The sequence below is a fragment of the Streptomyces sp. NPDC040589 genome, from assembly GCF_055594445.1.
Genome location: NZ_JBVIWP010000006.1, coordinates 324,299 through 339,937, shown reverse-complemented (window position 1 = coordinate 339,937; position 15,639 = coordinate 324,299). Strand labels below are relative to the sequence as shown.

The 15,639-nt window shown below is 73.1% G+C and carries 14 protein-coding genes; 7 read left to right on the top strand and 7 right to left on the bottom strand.

The window, feature by feature from the left end:
* A complete protein-coding gene (locus ACZ58V_RS27475; RefSeq protein ID WP_471293140.1) occupies positions 1-3,336 on the bottom strand; it encodes an FtsX-like permease family protein in 3,336 nt (1,111 codons plus the stop codon).
* Between the two features lie 138 nt (positions 3,337-3,474).
* On the opposite strand from ACZ58V_RS27475, the gene ACZ58V_RS27470 reads away from it, so the two are divergent.
* The 3 genes from ACZ58V_RS27470 to qcrB all read left to right on the top strand — a co-directional run bounded on the left by ACZ58V_RS27470 (position 3,475) and on the right by qcrB (position 6,725).
* Entirely contained in the window at positions 3,475-4,206 is a 732-nt protein-coding gene (locus ACZ58V_RS27470; protein WP_468193413.1) for an ABC transporter ATP-binding protein, read from the top strand.
* A 13-nt stretch (positions 4,207-4,219) separates the two neighbouring features.
* Entirely contained in the window at positions 4,220-4,945 is a 726-nt protein-coding gene (locus tag ACZ58V_RS27465; RefSeq protein WP_468193411.1) for a vWA domain-containing protein, read from the top strand.
* A gap of 121 nt (positions 4,946-5,066) precedes the next feature.
* Complete coding sequence (qcrB, locus tag ACZ58V_RS27460; protein WP_468193409.1) at positions 5,067-6,725, top strand: cytochrome bc1 complex cytochrome b subunit; 1,659 nt, start codon at positions 5,067-5,069, stop codon at positions 6,723-6,725.
* On the opposite strand, the gene ACZ58V_RS27455 is transcribed toward qcrB, so the two are convergent.
* The gene (locus ACZ58V_RS27455; RefSeq protein ID WP_468193408.1) at positions 6,697-7,659 is read right to left on the bottom strand and encodes an acyl-CoA dehydrogenase family protein; all 963 of its coding nucleotides are present in this window, start codon (positions 7,657-7,659) and stop codon (positions 6,697-6,699) included. The two genes, qcrB and ACZ58V_RS27455, sit on opposite strands and share 29 nt — an antisense overlap.
* Positions 7,659-8,798: an acyl-CoA dehydrogenase family protein gene (locus ACZ58V_RS27450; protein WP_471293135.1), complete on the bottom strand. Its 1,140-nt coding sequence runs from the start codon at positions 8,796-8,798 to the stop codon at positions 7,659-7,661. Before ACZ58V_RS27450 ends, ACZ58V_RS27455 begins: the two co-directional genes overlap by 1 nt.
* A gap of 47 nt (positions 8,799-8,845) precedes the next feature.
* Here ACZ58V_RS27450 and ACZ58V_RS27445 point away from each other — a divergent pair, with 47 nt between their 5' ends.
* From ACZ58V_RS27445 to ACZ58V_RS27435, 3 genes are read left to right on the top strand one after another with little or no spacing between them, the layout of a single operon-like run.
* Positions 8,846-9,634, top strand: a complete 789-nt coding sequence (locus ACZ58V_RS27445; protein ID WP_471293132.1) for an SDR family oxidoreductase — start codon at positions 8,846-8,848, stop codon at positions 9,632-9,634.
* A 15-nt stretch (positions 9,635-9,649) separates the two neighbouring features.
* Entirely contained in the window at positions 9,650-10,288 is a 639-nt protein-coding gene (locus tag ACZ58V_RS27440) for a TetR/AcrR family transcriptional regulator (RefSeq protein ID WP_468193405.1), read from the top strand.
* 23 nt (positions 10,289-10,311) lie between these two features.
* Positions 10,312-11,469, top strand: a complete 1,158-nt coding sequence (locus ACZ58V_RS27435; protein WP_471293130.1) for an acetyl-CoA C-acetyltransferase — start codon at positions 10,312-10,314, stop codon at positions 11,467-11,469.
* A 4-nt stretch (positions 11,470-11,473) separates the two neighbouring features.
* On the opposite strand, the gene ACZ58V_RS27430 is transcribed toward ACZ58V_RS27435, so the two are convergent.
* From ACZ58V_RS27430 to ACZ58V_RS27415, 4 genes are read right to left on the bottom strand one after another with little or no spacing between them, the layout of a single operon-like run.
* The gene (locus ACZ58V_RS27430) at positions 11,474-12,526 is read right to left on the bottom strand and encodes an NAD(P)H-dependent flavin oxidoreductase (RefSeq protein ID WP_471293129.1); all 1,053 of its coding nucleotides are present in this window, start codon (positions 12,524-12,526) and stop codon (positions 11,474-11,476) included.
* A complete protein-coding gene (locus ACZ58V_RS27425; protein ID WP_468193401.1) occupies positions 12,523-13,242 on the bottom strand; it encodes a CoA-transferase subunit beta in 720 nt (239 codons plus the stop codon). The genes ACZ58V_RS27430 and ACZ58V_RS27425 overlap by 4 nt, the downstream gene beginning before the upstream one ends.
* A complete protein-coding gene (locus ACZ58V_RS27420; protein ID WP_471293126.1) occupies positions 13,239-14,093 on the bottom strand; it encodes a CoA transferase subunit A in 855 nt (284 codons plus the stop codon). Before ACZ58V_RS27420 ends, ACZ58V_RS27425 begins: the two co-directional genes overlap by 4 nt.
* A complete protein-coding gene (locus ACZ58V_RS27415; RefSeq protein WP_468193398.1) occupies positions 14,094-14,843 on the bottom strand; it encodes an enoyl-CoA hydratase family protein in 750 nt (249 codons plus the stop codon).
* Positions 14,844-14,898: 55 nt separating this feature from the next.
* Here ACZ58V_RS27415 and ACZ58V_RS27410 point away from each other — a divergent pair, with 55 nt between their 5' ends.
* Positions 14,899-15,639 (top strand): SDR family oxidoreductase, encoded by a 741-nt coding sequence (locus ACZ58V_RS27410; RefSeq protein WP_468193397.1) that lies wholly within the window; start codon positions 14,899-14,901, stop codon positions 15,637-15,639.

Below are 15,639 nucleotides of genomic sequence, written 5' to 3'. Positions count from 1 at the left end.
TCAGTCCTCCCCTTGATGGCGCAGCGCGACCGCCGGCTCGGCACGGCGCAGCGCCGACGCGGCGGTGATCAGCAGGAGCGGGGCGGCCACCCCCGCGAGGAGCAGGGCCACTCGATGCGGCGGGAGTTCGACGAGGACGGACGGGACCGGCCGTGCGGCACCTGAGGTCAGCACGATCAGCGGGACGACGGCCCGGGTCAGGGCGGTGCCCAGACCGAGCCCGGCGAGCAGGCCGACCCCGATGAGCAGGCTCTGCTCCGTCGCCACCAGCCGGGCGAGATCCCGGCGGGGCGTGCCCAGGGCGCGCAGCACCGCGAACTCAGCGGACCGCTCCCGCCGCGCCCCGGCGGCGCTCACAGCGAACCCCCCGGCGGCGAGGGCCGCGGCGGCCACCGCGACGGCCGTCAGCGCCGAGCGCGGCCCGGCGCCGAGCGGATCGCGCAGCAGCTCGGCGGCGGTCTCGTCCCGCACCAGCACCTGCCGCGCTTCGAGGTCGGGGCGCGCCCGCAGCGCGGCGGCGACCTCGGCGGCCTTGCCGGGGGCGGCGCTCACCCACCACTCGGTGGGGTCGAGCGGCGCACTGCCCCGCTGGGCCAGCACGGCGTCGACGGCGCGCAGATCGAGCAGCAGGGCCCCGCCGTCCACGGCCTTTCCGTCCAAGCCGGTGGCGGTGGTCGGCAGCTCCTCGACCACCCCCGCGATCCGCACCCGCAGCTGTTCCCCGGACAGCGGTACGTCGATGCTGTCCCCGGCCTCGGCCCCCGACGCCCGCAGGAAGTCCCGGGTGGCGACGGCGGCGAGGACCCGCGGCGCCTTCGCCCCGGCGGTGGCGACACGGACGGTGTAGACCGGCGGCGTTCCGAAACGCTCGATGCCGTCGGAGCCGGTGCCGTACGACACGGTCAGCGGCGCGGTCCCGGACACGGCGGGCCGCGCGGCCGAGCGGTCGACGACTTCGCCGTTCTCCGTCACCGACCACACGCCCCGCCAGCCCGTGCCGGCCGGCACGGACACGGTCCGGGCGGAGCCGTCGCGGCCGGTGGCGAGCAGCCGTTCGACGGTGAACCGGTGCTTCTCGGGATCGCCGGCGGGAGAGGTGTCGTCGAGCTGAAGTCCGGTCAGCCGCAAGGGTCCGGCGGGGGCGGCGCGCAGGCCCGTCGCCGTCCGGTCCAGGTCGAGCGTGACCCGGTGGACCCGGCCGTCCACCGGGACGGTCCCGGCGCCCAGCCGGTACCCGATGCCGTACCGGTCCTCGACGACCAATGTGAGCTGGGGCGTGCGGGCGGAGGGGGAGCGTCCCTTCCGGGCCGCCACGTCGGTGATCCGCACGTCGAGCGCGAGCCGCCGGGTGCCGTCGGGAAGCCGTATCGCCCGGTTCTCCTCCCGCGCGGGCGGGGTCAGTGCCCGCAGCAGCTTCGCCGGGGGCTCGTCGGCGAGATCGCCGCGCATCAGCATCTCCTGCCCCGCGTGGGAGGTGTCCAGGGCGAGGGCCGTCGCCTGGCGGCCGCCGGAGAGCGCCAGGGTGGTGCGGTGCGCGGGAGCGGTGTCCCGGGCCCCGGGGAGCCCGGTGTAGAGACCGGACTGCCCCGGACTGCCGGGCCGCTGGTCGAGGACCCGTACGGAGGCGCCCGCCCGGAAGTCGGCCTGGTCGTCCTGCGACCGGTCCCAGGACGCGCCGTGCCCGATCGCCAGCATTCCGGTCGCCACGGCGATGACCAGCAGGAGCACCGGACCGGCCCCGCGCAGCGGACGCCGGCTGAACTGCCACCCCGCCAGTGCCGTCGGCAGCCCGCGCCCGCTCGCGGACCGTCGCTCCGCGAGGCGGGCCGCGAGCGGCAGCAGACGCAGGGTCAGGACCGTGCCCGCCAGCAGCGCCAGCGCGGGCGCCGCGACCAGCAGCGGATCGATGCCCAGCTCCCCGGCCCGGTCCCGGCTCAGCACCCCGCCGCCGGTCGCGTCGGTCTGCCGGTCGAGCTGCCAGTACGCCAGGCCCGCGATCAGCAACAGCCCCACATCGGCTCCGGCCCGCACCGGAGCCGCCGACGTCGCGGCCCGCACCCGCCGCAGCCTTGCCGGTGTGCCCGCCGTCGCCGCCAGCGCGGGCGCCACGACCGCCAGCGCGCACGCCGCCGCCACCCCGCCCGCGACCAGCCAGACCAGGCCCACCGGGGCGGTGTCGAGCCGCAGTCCGATCCGGTCGAGCGAGGACCACCGGGCGAGCAGCCGGGCCAGCGGGCCGGACAGCAGCGCGGCACACACGGCGGCCGGTACCGCCAGCAGCAGCGCCTCCTGCGCGGCGAGTGAGGCGATCCGGCGGCGCGATCCGCCCCTGGCCCGCAGCAGTTCGGTCTCGCCGGCCCGCTCGCTGTCCAGCAGCCGGGCCACCAGCAGCAGCGCGTACCCGGCGAGCAGCACCAGCTGCACCGAGACGATCATCAGGGTGGACCGGGACACCAGCAGGGCCCGCCCCGTCCCGTCGAGCACCTCGGGCAGCCCCGTGCGCACGTCCGCTTCGCCCCCGAGCGCCGGGTCCTCGCGCAGCGCCCCGGCGGCGCGGACGATCGCCGCGCGGAGCGCGCCGATGCCGTCGGTCGTCAGGGTCCGGTAGTCGGCCGTCGCCACCCAGCCGGTGCCGTCCTCGGAGGTGCGGCCGGAGGCGAGCACCGACTCGTCCGCCAGCAGCGGCCCATAGGTGGTGAAGGCGACGGTGCGCACGCCCTGGCCGCCGAGGGTGTCCGCCTGCCAGTAGGGATCGGAGCTGTCGGCCGCCCGGTACACGCCGGTCACCCGTACCCGCAGCGGCTCGCCGCCCAGCCGGTCGGTGAGCGTGACGCGCGCCCCGGTCCGCAGCTTCAGCCGGTCGGCCGCCGCCTCGGGCAGGGCGACGGGCACGGCGGCGGAGCGTTCCGCCGGGGCCGGACCCGGCAGGCTGCCCGCGACCAGCCTGATCCGCGACCGGTCCAGGGCGGCGAGGTGCGTGAGGTCGGGCTGTCCGGCGCGGGCGTCGGCGTCCTGGAGGGAACGGGGCAGCGCGTACGGCCCGGACCGCTCCAGCGTCCGCACGGTCACCGGCAGCCCGCCGAACGCCTCACGCGCCCCTTGCTCCACCGCCCGCCGCGCCGCGTCCCGCCGCTCCCTGGGCACGTCCGCCTCGACGAGGAGGGAGGCGGAGACCGCGTCCCGTCCGCCCAGGGCGCCGCGCAGCGCCGCGTCCCCGACGGAGCCCGAGAAGGCCGCGAGGGCGGCGAGCACCGAGGTGGTCAGCAGTACCGCGAGCAGGGCAGCCACGAGGAGCAGCCGATGCGCACGCAGGCGCAGCAGCAGTAAGCCGGTCACGCTTCCCCCACCCGATGCCCGAGCCGCTCTTCCCCCAACCCGGCATGCATATCACGGAGTTACCGGTCCGGCACATGAGTTCGAATGCGGGTTGTTCCACTCTTGACCATCCGGACCGGTTCCGTATGGGATGCGGTGATGACCGAGAACACCAGCCCGGGGTCCGGTGCCGCCCTCGCCGACGACGCGTCCGACGAGCCGATGCTGCGGGTGGCGGACCTGCACCATTCCTACGGCACGGGTGCCGCGACCGTGCACGCGCTGCGCGGGGCCTCCTTCGCCGTCCGGCGCGGGGAACTGGTCGCCCTCAAAGGCCGTTCGGGCTCAGGCAAGACGACCCTGCTCCACATGATCGGCGGCCTGGACTCCCCGCAGAGCGGCCGTGTCGTCGTGGGCGGAACCGACCTGTCGGCGCTGAGCGGGAGCGAGCTGCTGGAACTGCGCCGCGACCGGATCGGTTTCGTCTTCCAGTCCTTCGGGCTGATCCCCATCCTCACCGCCGCCGAGAACGTGGGTGTGCCGCTGCGGCTGCGCCGGGCCGAGCCGCGCGAACGCGAGGAGCGGGTGGCGCTGCTCCTGGCCCTGGTGGGCCTCGCAGGCCACGAGACACAGCGGCCCGCCGAGCTCTCCGGCGGGCAGCAGCAGCGGGTCGCCATCGCCCGGGCCCTCGCCAACCGCCCGGCCCTGCTGCTCGCCGACGAGCCGACCGGCCAGCTCGACGCCGCGACCGGCCTGGCGGTGATGGAACTGCTGCGGGCCGTGGTCCGCAGCGAGGGCGTCACGGCCCTCGTCGCCACCCACGACCCCCAACTCCTCGGCCTGGCCGACCGGGTGCTGGAACTGAGCGACGGAGTGGTCACCGAGGAGTGAGAAGGTGGGGGCCATGGTCGCGATCAGTCTGAGCAAGGTCCAGGAGACCGCTCCCGCGCTGGTGAACCTCTACAAGAGCGCCGGGGTGTCCCTCACGAAACACGGCCTCGACGGGCTGCGGGCCGCGGTCTACCTCGTGGTCGACTACTCCGGCTCGATGCGGCCGTACTACAAGGACGGCAGCGTGCAGGCGCTCGCCGACCGGGTGCTCGGACTGTCGGCGCACCTGGACGACGACGGCACCGTGCCGGTCGTGTTCTTCTCCACCGACGTCGACGCCGAGACGGGGATCGCCCTGGCCGACCACCAGGGGCGGATCGACCGGATCGTGGCCGGGCTCGGGCACATGGGCAAAACCAGCTACCACCTGGCCATGGACGCCGTCATCGACCACTACCTCGACAGTGGTGCGGTCGAGCCCGCCCTCGTGATCTTCCAGACCGACGGCGGCCCCATCAGCAAGCTCGCCGCCGAGCGGTATCTGTGCAAGGCGGCGAGGCTGCCGCTGTTCTGGCAGTTCATCGGCTTCGGCGACCCGGGCAGCAAGCAGTTCGACTTCCTGCGCAAGCTGGACGAGCTGGCCGTGCCGGGCAAGCGGATCGTCGACAACGCCGGGTTCTTCCACGCGGGTGAGGATCCACGGCGGGTGCCGGACGCCGAGCTGTACGACCGGCTGGTGGGCGAGTTCCCGAGGTGGCTGGCCGCCGCCCGGGCCCAGGGGATCGTGCCACCGGCCTGAGCCCCCGCTCGCCCCCTTGGCCCAACCACCTCGCCCCTTGGCCTACCCGGTCATACGCCCCGTTTGCGCCGTCGCGATGGCGTGCCACGCTGGGAAGGATCCGACGGGGAGGCGACGACGTATGGGCGACGACGGCGCACGACGGGTGTACGGGACGGACTCCGCTCACCGGAGCCCCCTTCCCGGCAAGGGCGAGAAGCTCGCCGACTGGGCGGACGGGCGGCTCGGGCTCTACGGGCTGGCCAAGGCCAACATGCGCAAGGTCTTCCCTGACCACTGGTCCTTCATGCTGGGCGAGGTCACCCTCTACAGCTTCGTCGTGCTGATCCTCACGGGCGTCTACCTCACCCTGTTCTTCGAGCCGAGCATGCAGGAGGTCGTCTACAACGGCTCCTACACGGAGCTCAACGGCGTGCTCATGAGCAAGGCCTTCGAGTCCACGCTGGACATCAGCTTCGACGTGCGCGGCGGGCTGCTGATCCGGCAGATCCACCACTGGGCGGCGCTGGTCTTCATCACCGGCATGCTGGTGCACATGATGCGGGTGTTCTTCACGGGCGCCTTCCGCAAGCCGCGCGAGCTCAACTGGGTCTTCGGCTGGACCCTGCTGATGCTCGGCATCATCACCGGCCTGACCGGCTACTCGCTCCCCGACGACCTGCTCTCCGGCACCGGCATCCGCTTCGCGCAGGGCGCGATCCTGTCGATCCCGATCGTCGGAACGTATCTGTCGTTCTTCCTCTTCGGCGGGGAGTTCCCGGGCGAGGACATCATCTCGCGGCTGTACCCGGTCCACATCCTGCTGCTGCCCGGGATCATGCTGGGCCTGGTCGCCGCCCATCTGATCCTGGTCTTCTACCACAAGCACACCCAGTTCCCGGGCCCCGGACGCAAGGAGCGGTCGGTCGTCGGGATGCCCTTCCTGCCGGTCTACATGGCCAAGGCGGGCGGCTTCTTCTTCCTCGTCTTCGGCGTCCTGACGGTGATGGGCGCCGTCGCCCAGATCAACCCCGTGTGGGCCTTCGGCCCCTACAGACCCGACCTGGTCACCACGGGTGCCCAGCCCGACTGGTACCTCGGGTTCTCCGAGGGCCTGATCCGGGTGATGCCGGGATGGGAGATCAACCTCTGGGGGCACACGCTCGTCCTGGGCGTGTTCATCCCCTTCTCGCTCTTCCCGCTGATCCTGCTCGCCCTCGGCGTCTATCCCTTCATCGAGGCGTGGATCACCGGCGACAAGCGCGAGCACCACATCCTGGACCGGCCGCGCAACGCGCCCGTGCGCACCGGCCTGGGCGTGGCCTGGCTGACCCTGTACGCGGTGCTGCTGATCGGCGGCGGCAACGACATCGTGGCCACCCATCTGCATCTGTCCATCAACGCGATCACCTGGTTCGTGCGGATCGGTGTCTTCGTGCTGCCGGTCGCCGCCTTCATCGTGACGAAGAAGATCTGCATGGGCCTCCAGCGCCGCGACCGCGCCAAGGTGCTGCACGGCATGGAGACCGGCACGATCAAACGGCTGGCCAACGGCGAGTACATCGAGATCCACGAGCCTCTCTCGCAGGCCCGGCTGTTCACCCTCACGCAGCACGAGCAGCGGCCACCGTACGAGGTCGGGCGCGAGGTCGACGCGGGGGGTGTCCGCCGCAAGGTCAAGCGGTCCGAGCGGCTGCGGGCCCGGCTCGCGAACGCCATGTTCGGGCCCGACGCGCGGATCGAGAAGCCGACGGTGGAGGAGTACCGGGAGATCACCAGCGGCGATCACCAGCCGCGCTGACGACCAGGGCCCGGCACTCCTGGGGGTCGCCCCAGGCGGTGCGCAGGGCCCGGGCCTTGGTCAGCCACAGCGACAGGTCGCACTCCGCCGTGTAGCCGATCGCGCCGTGCAGCTGCAGCGCGGTACGCGCCGTGCCGTACGCCGCCTCGCACGCGGCGACCTTGGCGGCGGCGACATCGGCAGGACGCATGGTCAGCGCGGCGCCGAACACCAGCGGGCGCGCGAACTCCAGGGCGATCTTCGCGTCGGCCAGCCGGTGCCTGACCGCCTGGAACGAGCCGACGGGCACCCCGAACTGGCTGCGCTGCTTGACGTACGCGACGGTTCTGTCGAGCAGCGCGAGGCCCACGCCGAGGGCCTGGGCGGCGGTGGTGAGCCGAGCCCAGGCGAGGGCGGGTTCCGTGGCGGTGTCGACGACTTCGCCGCCGGGGGCGAGGGGCGTGAGACGACGGGCCGGGTCGAGGGAGGGGCGGACGGGGCCGTGGCCGGGGGAGAGGCGTACGCCGTCGGGCGCCCAGGAGAGCCGGAGGCCGGCCGCGTCGCCGTCCAGGGCGAACGCCCCCTCGGGTGCCACCGTCGCCATCGTCCCGCCGGACGCCAGCGAAGGCAGCAGCCGCTTGGCGATCCCCGGGCCTGCCCCCGTGAGGAGCACCGCCGCCGTGATCGTCTCGACCAGCGGGCCCGGTACCGCGTGGCGGCCCAGCTCGACGAACGCGACGGCCAGTTCGACAGGACGTGGGCCCAGGCCCTCGTACTCCTCGGGGACCGCCAGCGCGAACACGCCCGCCTCCGCGATACGGGACCACAGCGCCCGCCCGCTCGCATGGTCGCCCCGGCTCCAGTCCCGCACCACCGCCGGTGTCCCGGCCGCCGTCAGCAGGGCGTCCAGGGAGGCGGCGAAGGCCCGCTGCTCGGCGTCGGGGAGGAAACGCATCAGCGGCGCCCCTTCGGCAGGCCGAGCAGGCGCTCGGCGATGATGTCGCGCTGGATCTCGTTCGTGCCCGCGTAGAGGGGACCGGCGAGTGCGAAGACGTACCGCTCCGCCCAGTCGGTGTCCGCCAGCTCGCCCTCCGGGCCGAGGAGGTCGAGGGCCGTCTCCTGCAGCGCGATGTCCAGTTCGGACCAGAAGACCTTGTTGAGACTCGCCTCCGGGCCGACCGCCTCGCCGTCCAGGAAGCGGGAGGCCGCCGCGTACGTGAAGAGCTGGTAGGCCCGCGCGCCGATCAGGGCGTCGGCCACCCGGTCCCGCTCGGACACCGGACCGCCCCGCTCCAGCCACAGCCCCTCCAGCCGCCGCGCGGCGGCGAGGAACCGGCCGGGGGAGCGGAGCGTCAGCCCGCGTTCGTTGCCCGCCGTCGACATCGCGATCCGCCAGCCCTGGCCGGGTGCGCCGATCACGTCCGCGTCGGGCACGAAGACCTCGTCCAGGAACAGCTCCGCGAACGCCGGCTTGCCGTCGAGACGGGCGATCGGGCGGACCGTGACACCGGGGGCGCGCAGGCCGAACATGAGATACGTCAGGCCCTGGTGGGGTTTCGGGGCCTCCGGGTCGCTGCGGAACAGGCCGAACGCGCGGTCGGCGAACGCGGCGCGCGAGGACCAGGTCTTCTGTCCGCTCAGCAGCCAGCCGCCGTCCGTGCGCACGGCCTTCGCCCGCAGCGACGCCAGGTCCGAACCGGCCTCGGGCTCCGACCAGGCCTGCGCCCAGATCACCTCGCCGGAGGCCATCGCGGGCAGCACCCGGGCCCGCTGCTCCTCGGTGCCGTGATCGAGGAGGGTCGGGGCGAGCAGATGGATGCCGTTCTGGCTGACGCGCCCCGGGGCGCCCGCCGCGTAGTACTCCTCCTCGAAGAGCAGCCACCGCAGCAGACCGGAGTCCCGTCCGCCGTACTGTGACGGCCAGTTGACCACCGACCAGCGGTCCGCGGCCAGTTCCGCCTCCCAGGCGCGGTGTGCGGCGAAACCCTCCGCCGTCTCCAGGGAGGGCAGCGGCGCCCACGGCACGTGCGCGTGCAGCCACTCCCGCACCTCGGTGCGGAACTCCTCGTCCGCCGGGGAGAACGCGAGGTCCACGACCGCCCTCCTTCCCTAACAAGTGTTTGGTAGGTTAGCGTGAGCCCATGACAGACGTCGAGAGTCCGTCGTACCTGCCTGGTCACGGCCTGCTGAGAGACCGGACCGCCGTCGTCACCGCGGCAGCCGGAGCGGGGATCGGCGGGGCCACGGCGCGGCGCCTCCTGGAGGAGGGCGCACGCGTGCTGATCAGCGACGCGCACGCGCGGCGGCTCAAGGAGCACGAGGCGGGACTGGCCGCCGAGTTCGGCGCGGCGTCGGTCGCCGCCGTGCCCTGCGACGTCACCGACGAGACACAGGTGCGCGCGCTCTTCGACACGGCCGTGCGGGAACACGGACGCCTCGACATCGTGGTCAACAACGCCGGACTGGGTGGCACCGCGCGGCTCGTCGACATGACCGACGACCAGTGGTCCCGCGTCCTGGACGTGACACTGAACGGCACGTTCCGGTGCGTGCGGGCCGCACTCCGCCATATGAAGGACACCCGTGGCGGCGTGATCGTCAACAACGCCTCGGTCGTCGGCTGGCGCGCCCAGGCCGGACAGGCCCATTACGCCGCCGCCAAGGCCGGCGTGATGGCACTGACCCGCTGCGCGGCCATCGAGGCCGCCGACTACGGGGTGCGGGTCAACGCCGTGGCACCCAGCCTCGCCATGCATCCGCACCTGGTGAAGGTGACCACACCCGAACTGCTCGCCGAACTGACCGCACACGAGGCCTACGGGCGGTACGCCGAGCCCTGGGAGGTGGCCAACGTGATCGTGTTCCTGGCCTCCGGCTACTCCTCGTACATGACGGGAGAAGTGGTCTCCGTCAGCAGCCGCCATCCCTAGGACGACAATGGACCCGTGCCTCCTACGAAGAAGAAACCCCAGGTGACCGCCACAGAGCCCCCCGCGGCCTCCGCCGCTCGCGACCGCCGCGGCGAACTCCTCGGCACCGCCGCCGAGGTCTTCGCCGAGCAGGGCTACAACGCCACCACCGTCCGCAAGATCGCGGACCACGCGGGCATGCTCGCGGGCAGCCTCTACTACCACTTCGACTCCAAGGAGTCGATGCTGGAGGAGATCCTGCGCACCTTCCTCGACGAGCTCTGGGACGGCTACGACGCCGTCCTGGACGCCGGGCTCGGCCCCCGCGAGACGCTGGAAGCCCTGGTCACCGAGTCGTTCCGGGAGATCGACCGGCATCGCCCGGCCGTCGCGATCTACCAGAAGGAGAGCAAGCAGCTCGTGGCGCAGGAGCGGTTCGCGTTCCTCGCCGAGTCACAGCGCAGGTTCGAGAAGGCGTGGCTGTCCACCCTGGAGCGCGGCGTCGCCGAGCGGGCCTTCCGCGCCGACCTCGACGTCCGGCTCACCTACCGGTTCGTGCGCGACACGGTGTGGGTCGCCGCGTCCTGGTACCGCCCGGGCGGACAGCACAGCCCGGAGGAGATCGCCCGGCAGTACCTGTCGATGGTGCTGGACGGGATCGCCGTACGCGAATAGCCATTGTCTGTGAGGGAGTTGTCATGGCCGAGGCCTACATCGTCGAAGCGGTGCGGACGCCCGTCGGGCGGCGCGGGGGAGGACTGAGCGCGGTCCATCCCGCCGACCTCGGCGCGCACGCGCTGGGGGAGCTGATGCGCCGCTCGGGCGTCGACCCGGCCGCCGTGGAGGACGTCGTCCTCGGCTGTCTGGACGCCGTGGGGCCGCAGGCCGGAGACATCGCGCGGACCTGCTGGCTGGCGGCCGGGCTGCCCGAGGAGGTGCCGGGCGTGACCGTCGACCGGCAGTGCGGCTCCTCGCAGCAGGCCGTGCACTTCGCGGCACAGGCCGTGCTGTCCGGCACGCAGGACCTGGTCGTCGCCGGCGGTGTGCAGAACATGTCGATGATCCCCATCGCCTTCGCCACCCGGCAGGCCGCCGAACCCCTGGGACTGACCCAGGGGCCGTTCGCCGGCAGTGCGGGCTGGCGGGCGCGGTACGGGGACAAGCCCGTGAACCAGTTCGTGGGCGCCGAGACGATCGCCGCGAAGTGGGGGATCAGCCGGCGGGACCAGGAGGAGTTCGCCCTGCGCTCCCATCGGCGGGCGGCCCGGGCGATCGACGAGGGCCGCTTCGACCGCGAGACCGTGCCGTACGGGGAGGTCACGGCCGACGAGGGCCCGCGCCGGGACACCTCCCTGGAGAAGATGGCCGGGCTCAAGCCGGTCCTCGACGGCGGCACGATCACCGCCGCCTGCTCCTCACAGGTCTCCGACGGGGCGGCGGCGATGCTGCTGGCCTCCGAGCGGGCGGTGCGCGACCACGGCCTCACCCCACGCGCGCGCGTGCACCATCTCTCGGTGCGCGGCGAGGACCCGATCCGGATGCTCACCGCCCCGATCCCGGCCACCGCCCACGCCCTGAAGAAGACCGGCATGGCCATCGACGACATCGACCTCGTCGAGATCAACGAGGCCTTCGCCCCGGTCGTCCTGGCCTGGCTGAAGGAGACCGGCGCGGACCCGGACAAGGTCAACGTCAACGGCGGTGCCATCGCCCTGGGGCATCCGCTGGGCGCCACGGGCGTGAGGCTGATGACCACCCTGCTGCACGAACTGGAGCGCACCGGCGGCCGGTTCGGCCTGCAGACCATGTGCGAGGGCGGCGGACAGGCCAATGTGACGATCATCGAGAGGCTGTGAGCCGTCATTCGGGGGCGGTAAGCCCTCGGCAGGTGTCCTCGGCCTCCTTCATGATCCGCTCCACCAGTTCCGCGCAGGACGGCAGGTCGTCGATCACCCCGGCGACCTGCCCGGACGCCATCACCCCCAGATCCGTACGGCCGTCCACCATGGATGCCCTGAGCAGCATCGGGGTGTTCGCGGCCAGCAGGACCTGGCTCCAGGTCAGGTCCTTGCCGTGCTTGAGCGCACGGCCGTCCTGGAGCATGCGGCGCCAGCTCGTGCCGGACAGCCTCCGGTAGCCCGCCGCCCTGCGGACCGCCTGGAGGGCACCCCGCACCCGGCCGGAGCGCTCCAGCGCGTCGACCAGTTCCGTCCGCAGCATGCGGTGCGGCAGCCCGTCCACGGCCCTGGTAACCGTCACGTCCCGCACCGTCGCGGCCAGATACCGCGCCTTCACCGCGTCCGGCACGGTCGAGTCCGAGGTGAGCAGGAACCGCGTGCCCATCGCCACACCCGCCGCCCCGTAGGCGAGGGCCGCGACCAGCCCGCGTCCGTCGAAGAACCCGCCCGCCGCCACGACCGGTATGTCCACGGCGTCGACCACCTGCGGCAGCAGCACCGTCGTCGCCACCTCGCCGGTGTGCCCTCCGCCCTCCGTGCCCTGCACCAGCACCGCGTCCGCGCCCCACGCCGCCACCTTCTCGGCGTGCCGCCGCGCCCCCACGGTCGGCATGACGACGACGCCGGCCTCCTTGAGCTCGCCGATCAGCTCCCGGGAGGGGGCCAGGGCGAAGGAGGCGACCCGGACGCCCTCCTCGACCAGGATCCGGACGCGGTCGCCCGCGTCCGCCGCGTCGGCGCGCAGGTTCACCCCGAACGGCGCGTCGGTACGGGCCCGGACCTCCCGTACGGCCGCGCGCAGCTGGTCGAGCGTCATCGTCGCGGAGGCCAGGATGCCGAGGGCGCCCGCGTTCGCCGTGGCGCCGACCAGGCGCGGTCCCGCCACCCAGCCCATGCCGGTCTGCACGACCGGATGACGGACGCCGGTCAGCCGGGTCAGCGCCGTCTCCCTCACGAGGCGACCTCCCGGGCGCGGGTCCCGGCCGGGTCGACGACCTCGCGGATCAGCCGGAGTTCCTCGGCGGTCGGTTCACGGGTCGGCGGCACCTCGTCCGGGACGGTCAGCTCGAAGCCCGTCGCCTCCCTGACCTGCTCCACCGTGACACCCGGGTGCAGCGACGCCAGCCGCATCGAGCGGTCGGGGGTGGCGAAGTCGAAGACGCCCAGGTCGGAGACGACTCGTGGGATGCGGTGGTGCCGTGCCCCGGCCGCGTGGTCGTACCCGACGCCGCAGACCATGTCGACCCGCTCGACGAAGACCCGCCTGGAGTGCCTCGGGATCCAGTAACTGGTCGGGTTGTTGAGCGTGTTGACCGGTGCGCCGCGCACCCCGAGCAGCTGCCGCTTCGGCCGCTTCCAGTCGCCGATGCAGGAGATGTTCTGGTTGCCGAACCGGTCGATCTGGCTGGCGCCCATCATCACGTGCCGCCGGCCGCCGGTGACCCAGGCCAGATGCTGCCGGTACGGCAGCCAGCCCTCCGCCGTCCCGTCCGGGCGGACGAGCGTGGCCTCGCCGTCGGTCAGCAGCAGGTCCGGCGCGAAGGTGAGCCGGGCGAGCCGGGCGCCGACGGAGGGGATCAGCCCCATGGGACTGGCGAGCACCTCGCCGTCGTCCCGCCAGGCATCGGCGCAGGCGATCACGCAGTACTCGGCGCGGGTGACTTCCTTCATGCCCCCTCCTCTACGGCCTCTACGGCTTCTACGGCCGACCGGTACGCCTGCTCGTCCCCGGCGAGGAACCGGGCCGCGAACTCCGGCCAGGGAGTGGTCGCGTAGGTCTTCTGGAAGGCTTCGTCCCGGCCGTAGTCGGGCGCGCAGGAGGTGAAGTGCGCGCCGTGCGGGGCCTCGACGACTCCGGTGACCGTGTGACGCTTGATCAGCAGGGTCTGAGGCGGGTCCGCCTTCGTCAGCTCGGCCGTGTCGACGATCCGTTCGCAGCTGACGTACGCCGTGTCGGCCGCCTCGCAGAACAGGTCGTCGAAGTAGGGGTCGGGGCCCAGGTACTGGCCGTTGCCCGACCGGTCCGCGCGGTTGACGTGCACCAGGGCCGCGTCCATCCGCAGGGCGGGCATCGCGACGAACGTCTCCCTGTCCTCGTACGGCGAAGTGACCGTCCGCAGCCCCGGGTTGACCCGCATCACGTCCGAACCGAGCCCGGCCCGCACCGGCAGGAACGGCAGCCGGTTCGCCGCCGCGCGCAGCCCCCACATGAACATCGCCTCGTCGACCTCCGTCAGTTCGAAGGCGCCCCGCTCGCGGGCCGCGCGGTAGTGCGGCTCCAGGGGGATCGAGTCGAGGGTGACGAAGGCCGTGACCAGCTTCCGGATGCGCCCGGCGGCGGCCAGCATGCCCACGTCCGGGCCGCCGTAGGAGACGACGGTGAGATCGGTGATCTCCGACTTCAGCAGCGCTCTGACCAGGGCCATCGGCTTGCGGCGTGAGCCCCAGCCGCCGATGCCGAGGGTCATGCCACTGTGCAGACGGGAGACGACCTCGTCGGCGGTCATCGTCTTGTCGCTCACCTACGCACCCTCCTTCTCCTTCCCGAAGCCGGCCCGCACCCGGTCGGCCACCCCGCTGAGGCCCGCCTCGAAGGTGAAGCCCTGCTCGAAGCGGTAGCTGCGGCGCACGTCGACGGGGTCGATGCCGTTGATGGCCGCCTTGGCCAGGCGCAACAGCTGCCCGTCCTTCGCGGCGATCTCGCGCGCCAACTCCATCGCGGCGGCCGTCAGTTCCTCGCGCGGCACGACCCGCCACACCGAGCCGTGCGCGTGCAGCTCGGCCGCGCTCGCCGTGCGCGAGGTGTAGTACAGGGCGCGCATCAGGTGCTGCGGGACCAGCCGGGCCAGATGCGTGGCCGCGCCCAGGGCGCCCCGGTCCAGCTCGGGCAGCCCGAACACCGCGTCCTCGCTCGCCACGATCGCGTCCGCGTTCCCCACGAGGCCGATGCCGCCGCCCAGGCAGAAGCCCCGTACCGCCGCCACGACGGGCACCGCGCAGTCGTACACCGCCGCGAAGGCCTCCGCGCAGGCGCGGTTGGCGCCGATCAACGCGCTGTTCCCGTCCCGCTGTATCTCCTTGATGTCCACGCCCGCGTTGAACCCGCGCCCCTCGGCCGTCAGCAGCACGCACCGGACCTCCGGGTCGCGTCCGGCCGCGCGCACCGCGTCGGCCAGGGCGAACCAGCCGGCCACCGGAAGGGCGTTCACCGGCGGGAAGTCGACCGTGACAACCGCTATGCCCTTTTCCACGCACGAGGTGGAGACACCCATGGCCGCATCAGCTACCTTTCCACCAAACGTTTGTTAGGTGGAAAGGTAGCAGCGCATGGAGCTGGACGGGAAGGTCGCCGTCGTCACGGGCGGCACCCGGGGCGTCGGTGCCGGCATCGCGCGTGCCTTCGTACGGGCGGGGGCCGAGGTCGTGGTCTGCGCGCGCCGGGCCCCCGAAGTGCCGCGGCCCGGGACCCGGTTCGTGCCGCTGGACGTCCGTGACCCCGAGGCGGTCCGCCGCGTCCTCGCCGAGCTGCCCCGGATGGACGTCCTGGTCAACAACGCGGGCGGTGCACCGCACCGGCTGCTCACCGAGGCCGACGCCGAGCGGCACGCGCGCGTGGTGGAGCTCAACCTGGTGGCTCCCCTGACCGTGTCCCTCGCCGCGCACGACCACCTGCGGCGCACCAAGGGCTCGATCGTCATGATCGGCAGTGTCAGCGGGGGCCGCCCCTCGCCCGGCACCGCCGCCTACGGTGCCGCCAAGGCGGGCCTGGAGAGCCTCGCCCGCTCGATGGCCGTGGAGTGGGCGCCCGACATCCGGGTCAACACCCTCGTCGTGGGCATGGTCCGCACCGAGCTGTCCCACCTCCACTACGGCGACCGCGACGGCATCTCGGCCGTCTCCCGCACCGTCCCGCTCGGACGTCTCGCCGAGCCGTCCGACGTCGGCGCGGCCGCGGTGTTCCTCGCCTCCGACGCGGCCGCCTACATCAGCGGGGCGAGCCTGCTCGTCCACGGGGGCGGGGAGCGCCCCGCTTTCCTGGACGCCGCGACCGCGAACAAGGAGCTGTGA

Bases quoted from the DNA above. Each gene is read 5' to 3' on its own strand.
- ACZ58V_RS27470 (WP_468193413.1), top strand. From the start codon at position 3,475: ATGACCGAGAACACCAGCCCGGGGTCCGGTGCCGCCCTCGCCGACGAC.
- ACZ58V_RS27465 (WP_468193411.1), top strand. From the start codon at position 4,220: ATGGTCGCGATCAGTCTGAGCAAGGTCCAGGAGACCGCTCCCGCGCTG.
- qcrB (WP_468193409.1), top strand. From the start codon at position 5,067: ATGGGCGACGACGGCGCACGACGGGTGTACGGGACGGACTCCGCTCAC.
- ACZ58V_RS27455 (WP_468193408.1), bottom strand. From the start codon at position 7,659: ATGCGTTTCCTCCCCGACGCCGAGCAGCGGGCCTTCGCCGCCTCCCTG.
- ACZ58V_RS27445 (WP_471293132.1), top strand. From the start codon at position 8,846: ATGACAGACGTCGAGAGTCCGTCGTACCTGCCTGGTCACGGCCTGCTG.
- ACZ58V_RS27435 (WP_471293130.1), top strand. From the start codon at position 10,312: ATGGCCGAGGCCTACATCGTCGAAGCGGTGCGGACGCCCGTCGGGCGG.
- ACZ58V_RS27425 (WP_468193401.1), bottom strand. From the start codon at position 13,242: ATGAAGGAAGTCACCCGCGCCGAGTACTGCGTGATCGCCTGCGCCGAT.
- ACZ58V_RS27415 (WP_468193398.1), bottom strand. From the start codon at position 14,843: ATGGGTGTCTCCACCTCGTGCGTGGAAAAGGGCATAGCGGTTGTCACG.
- ACZ58V_RS27410 (WP_468193397.1), top strand. From the start codon at position 14,899: ATGGAGCTGGACGGGAAGGTCGCCGTCGTCACGGGCGGCACCCGGGGC.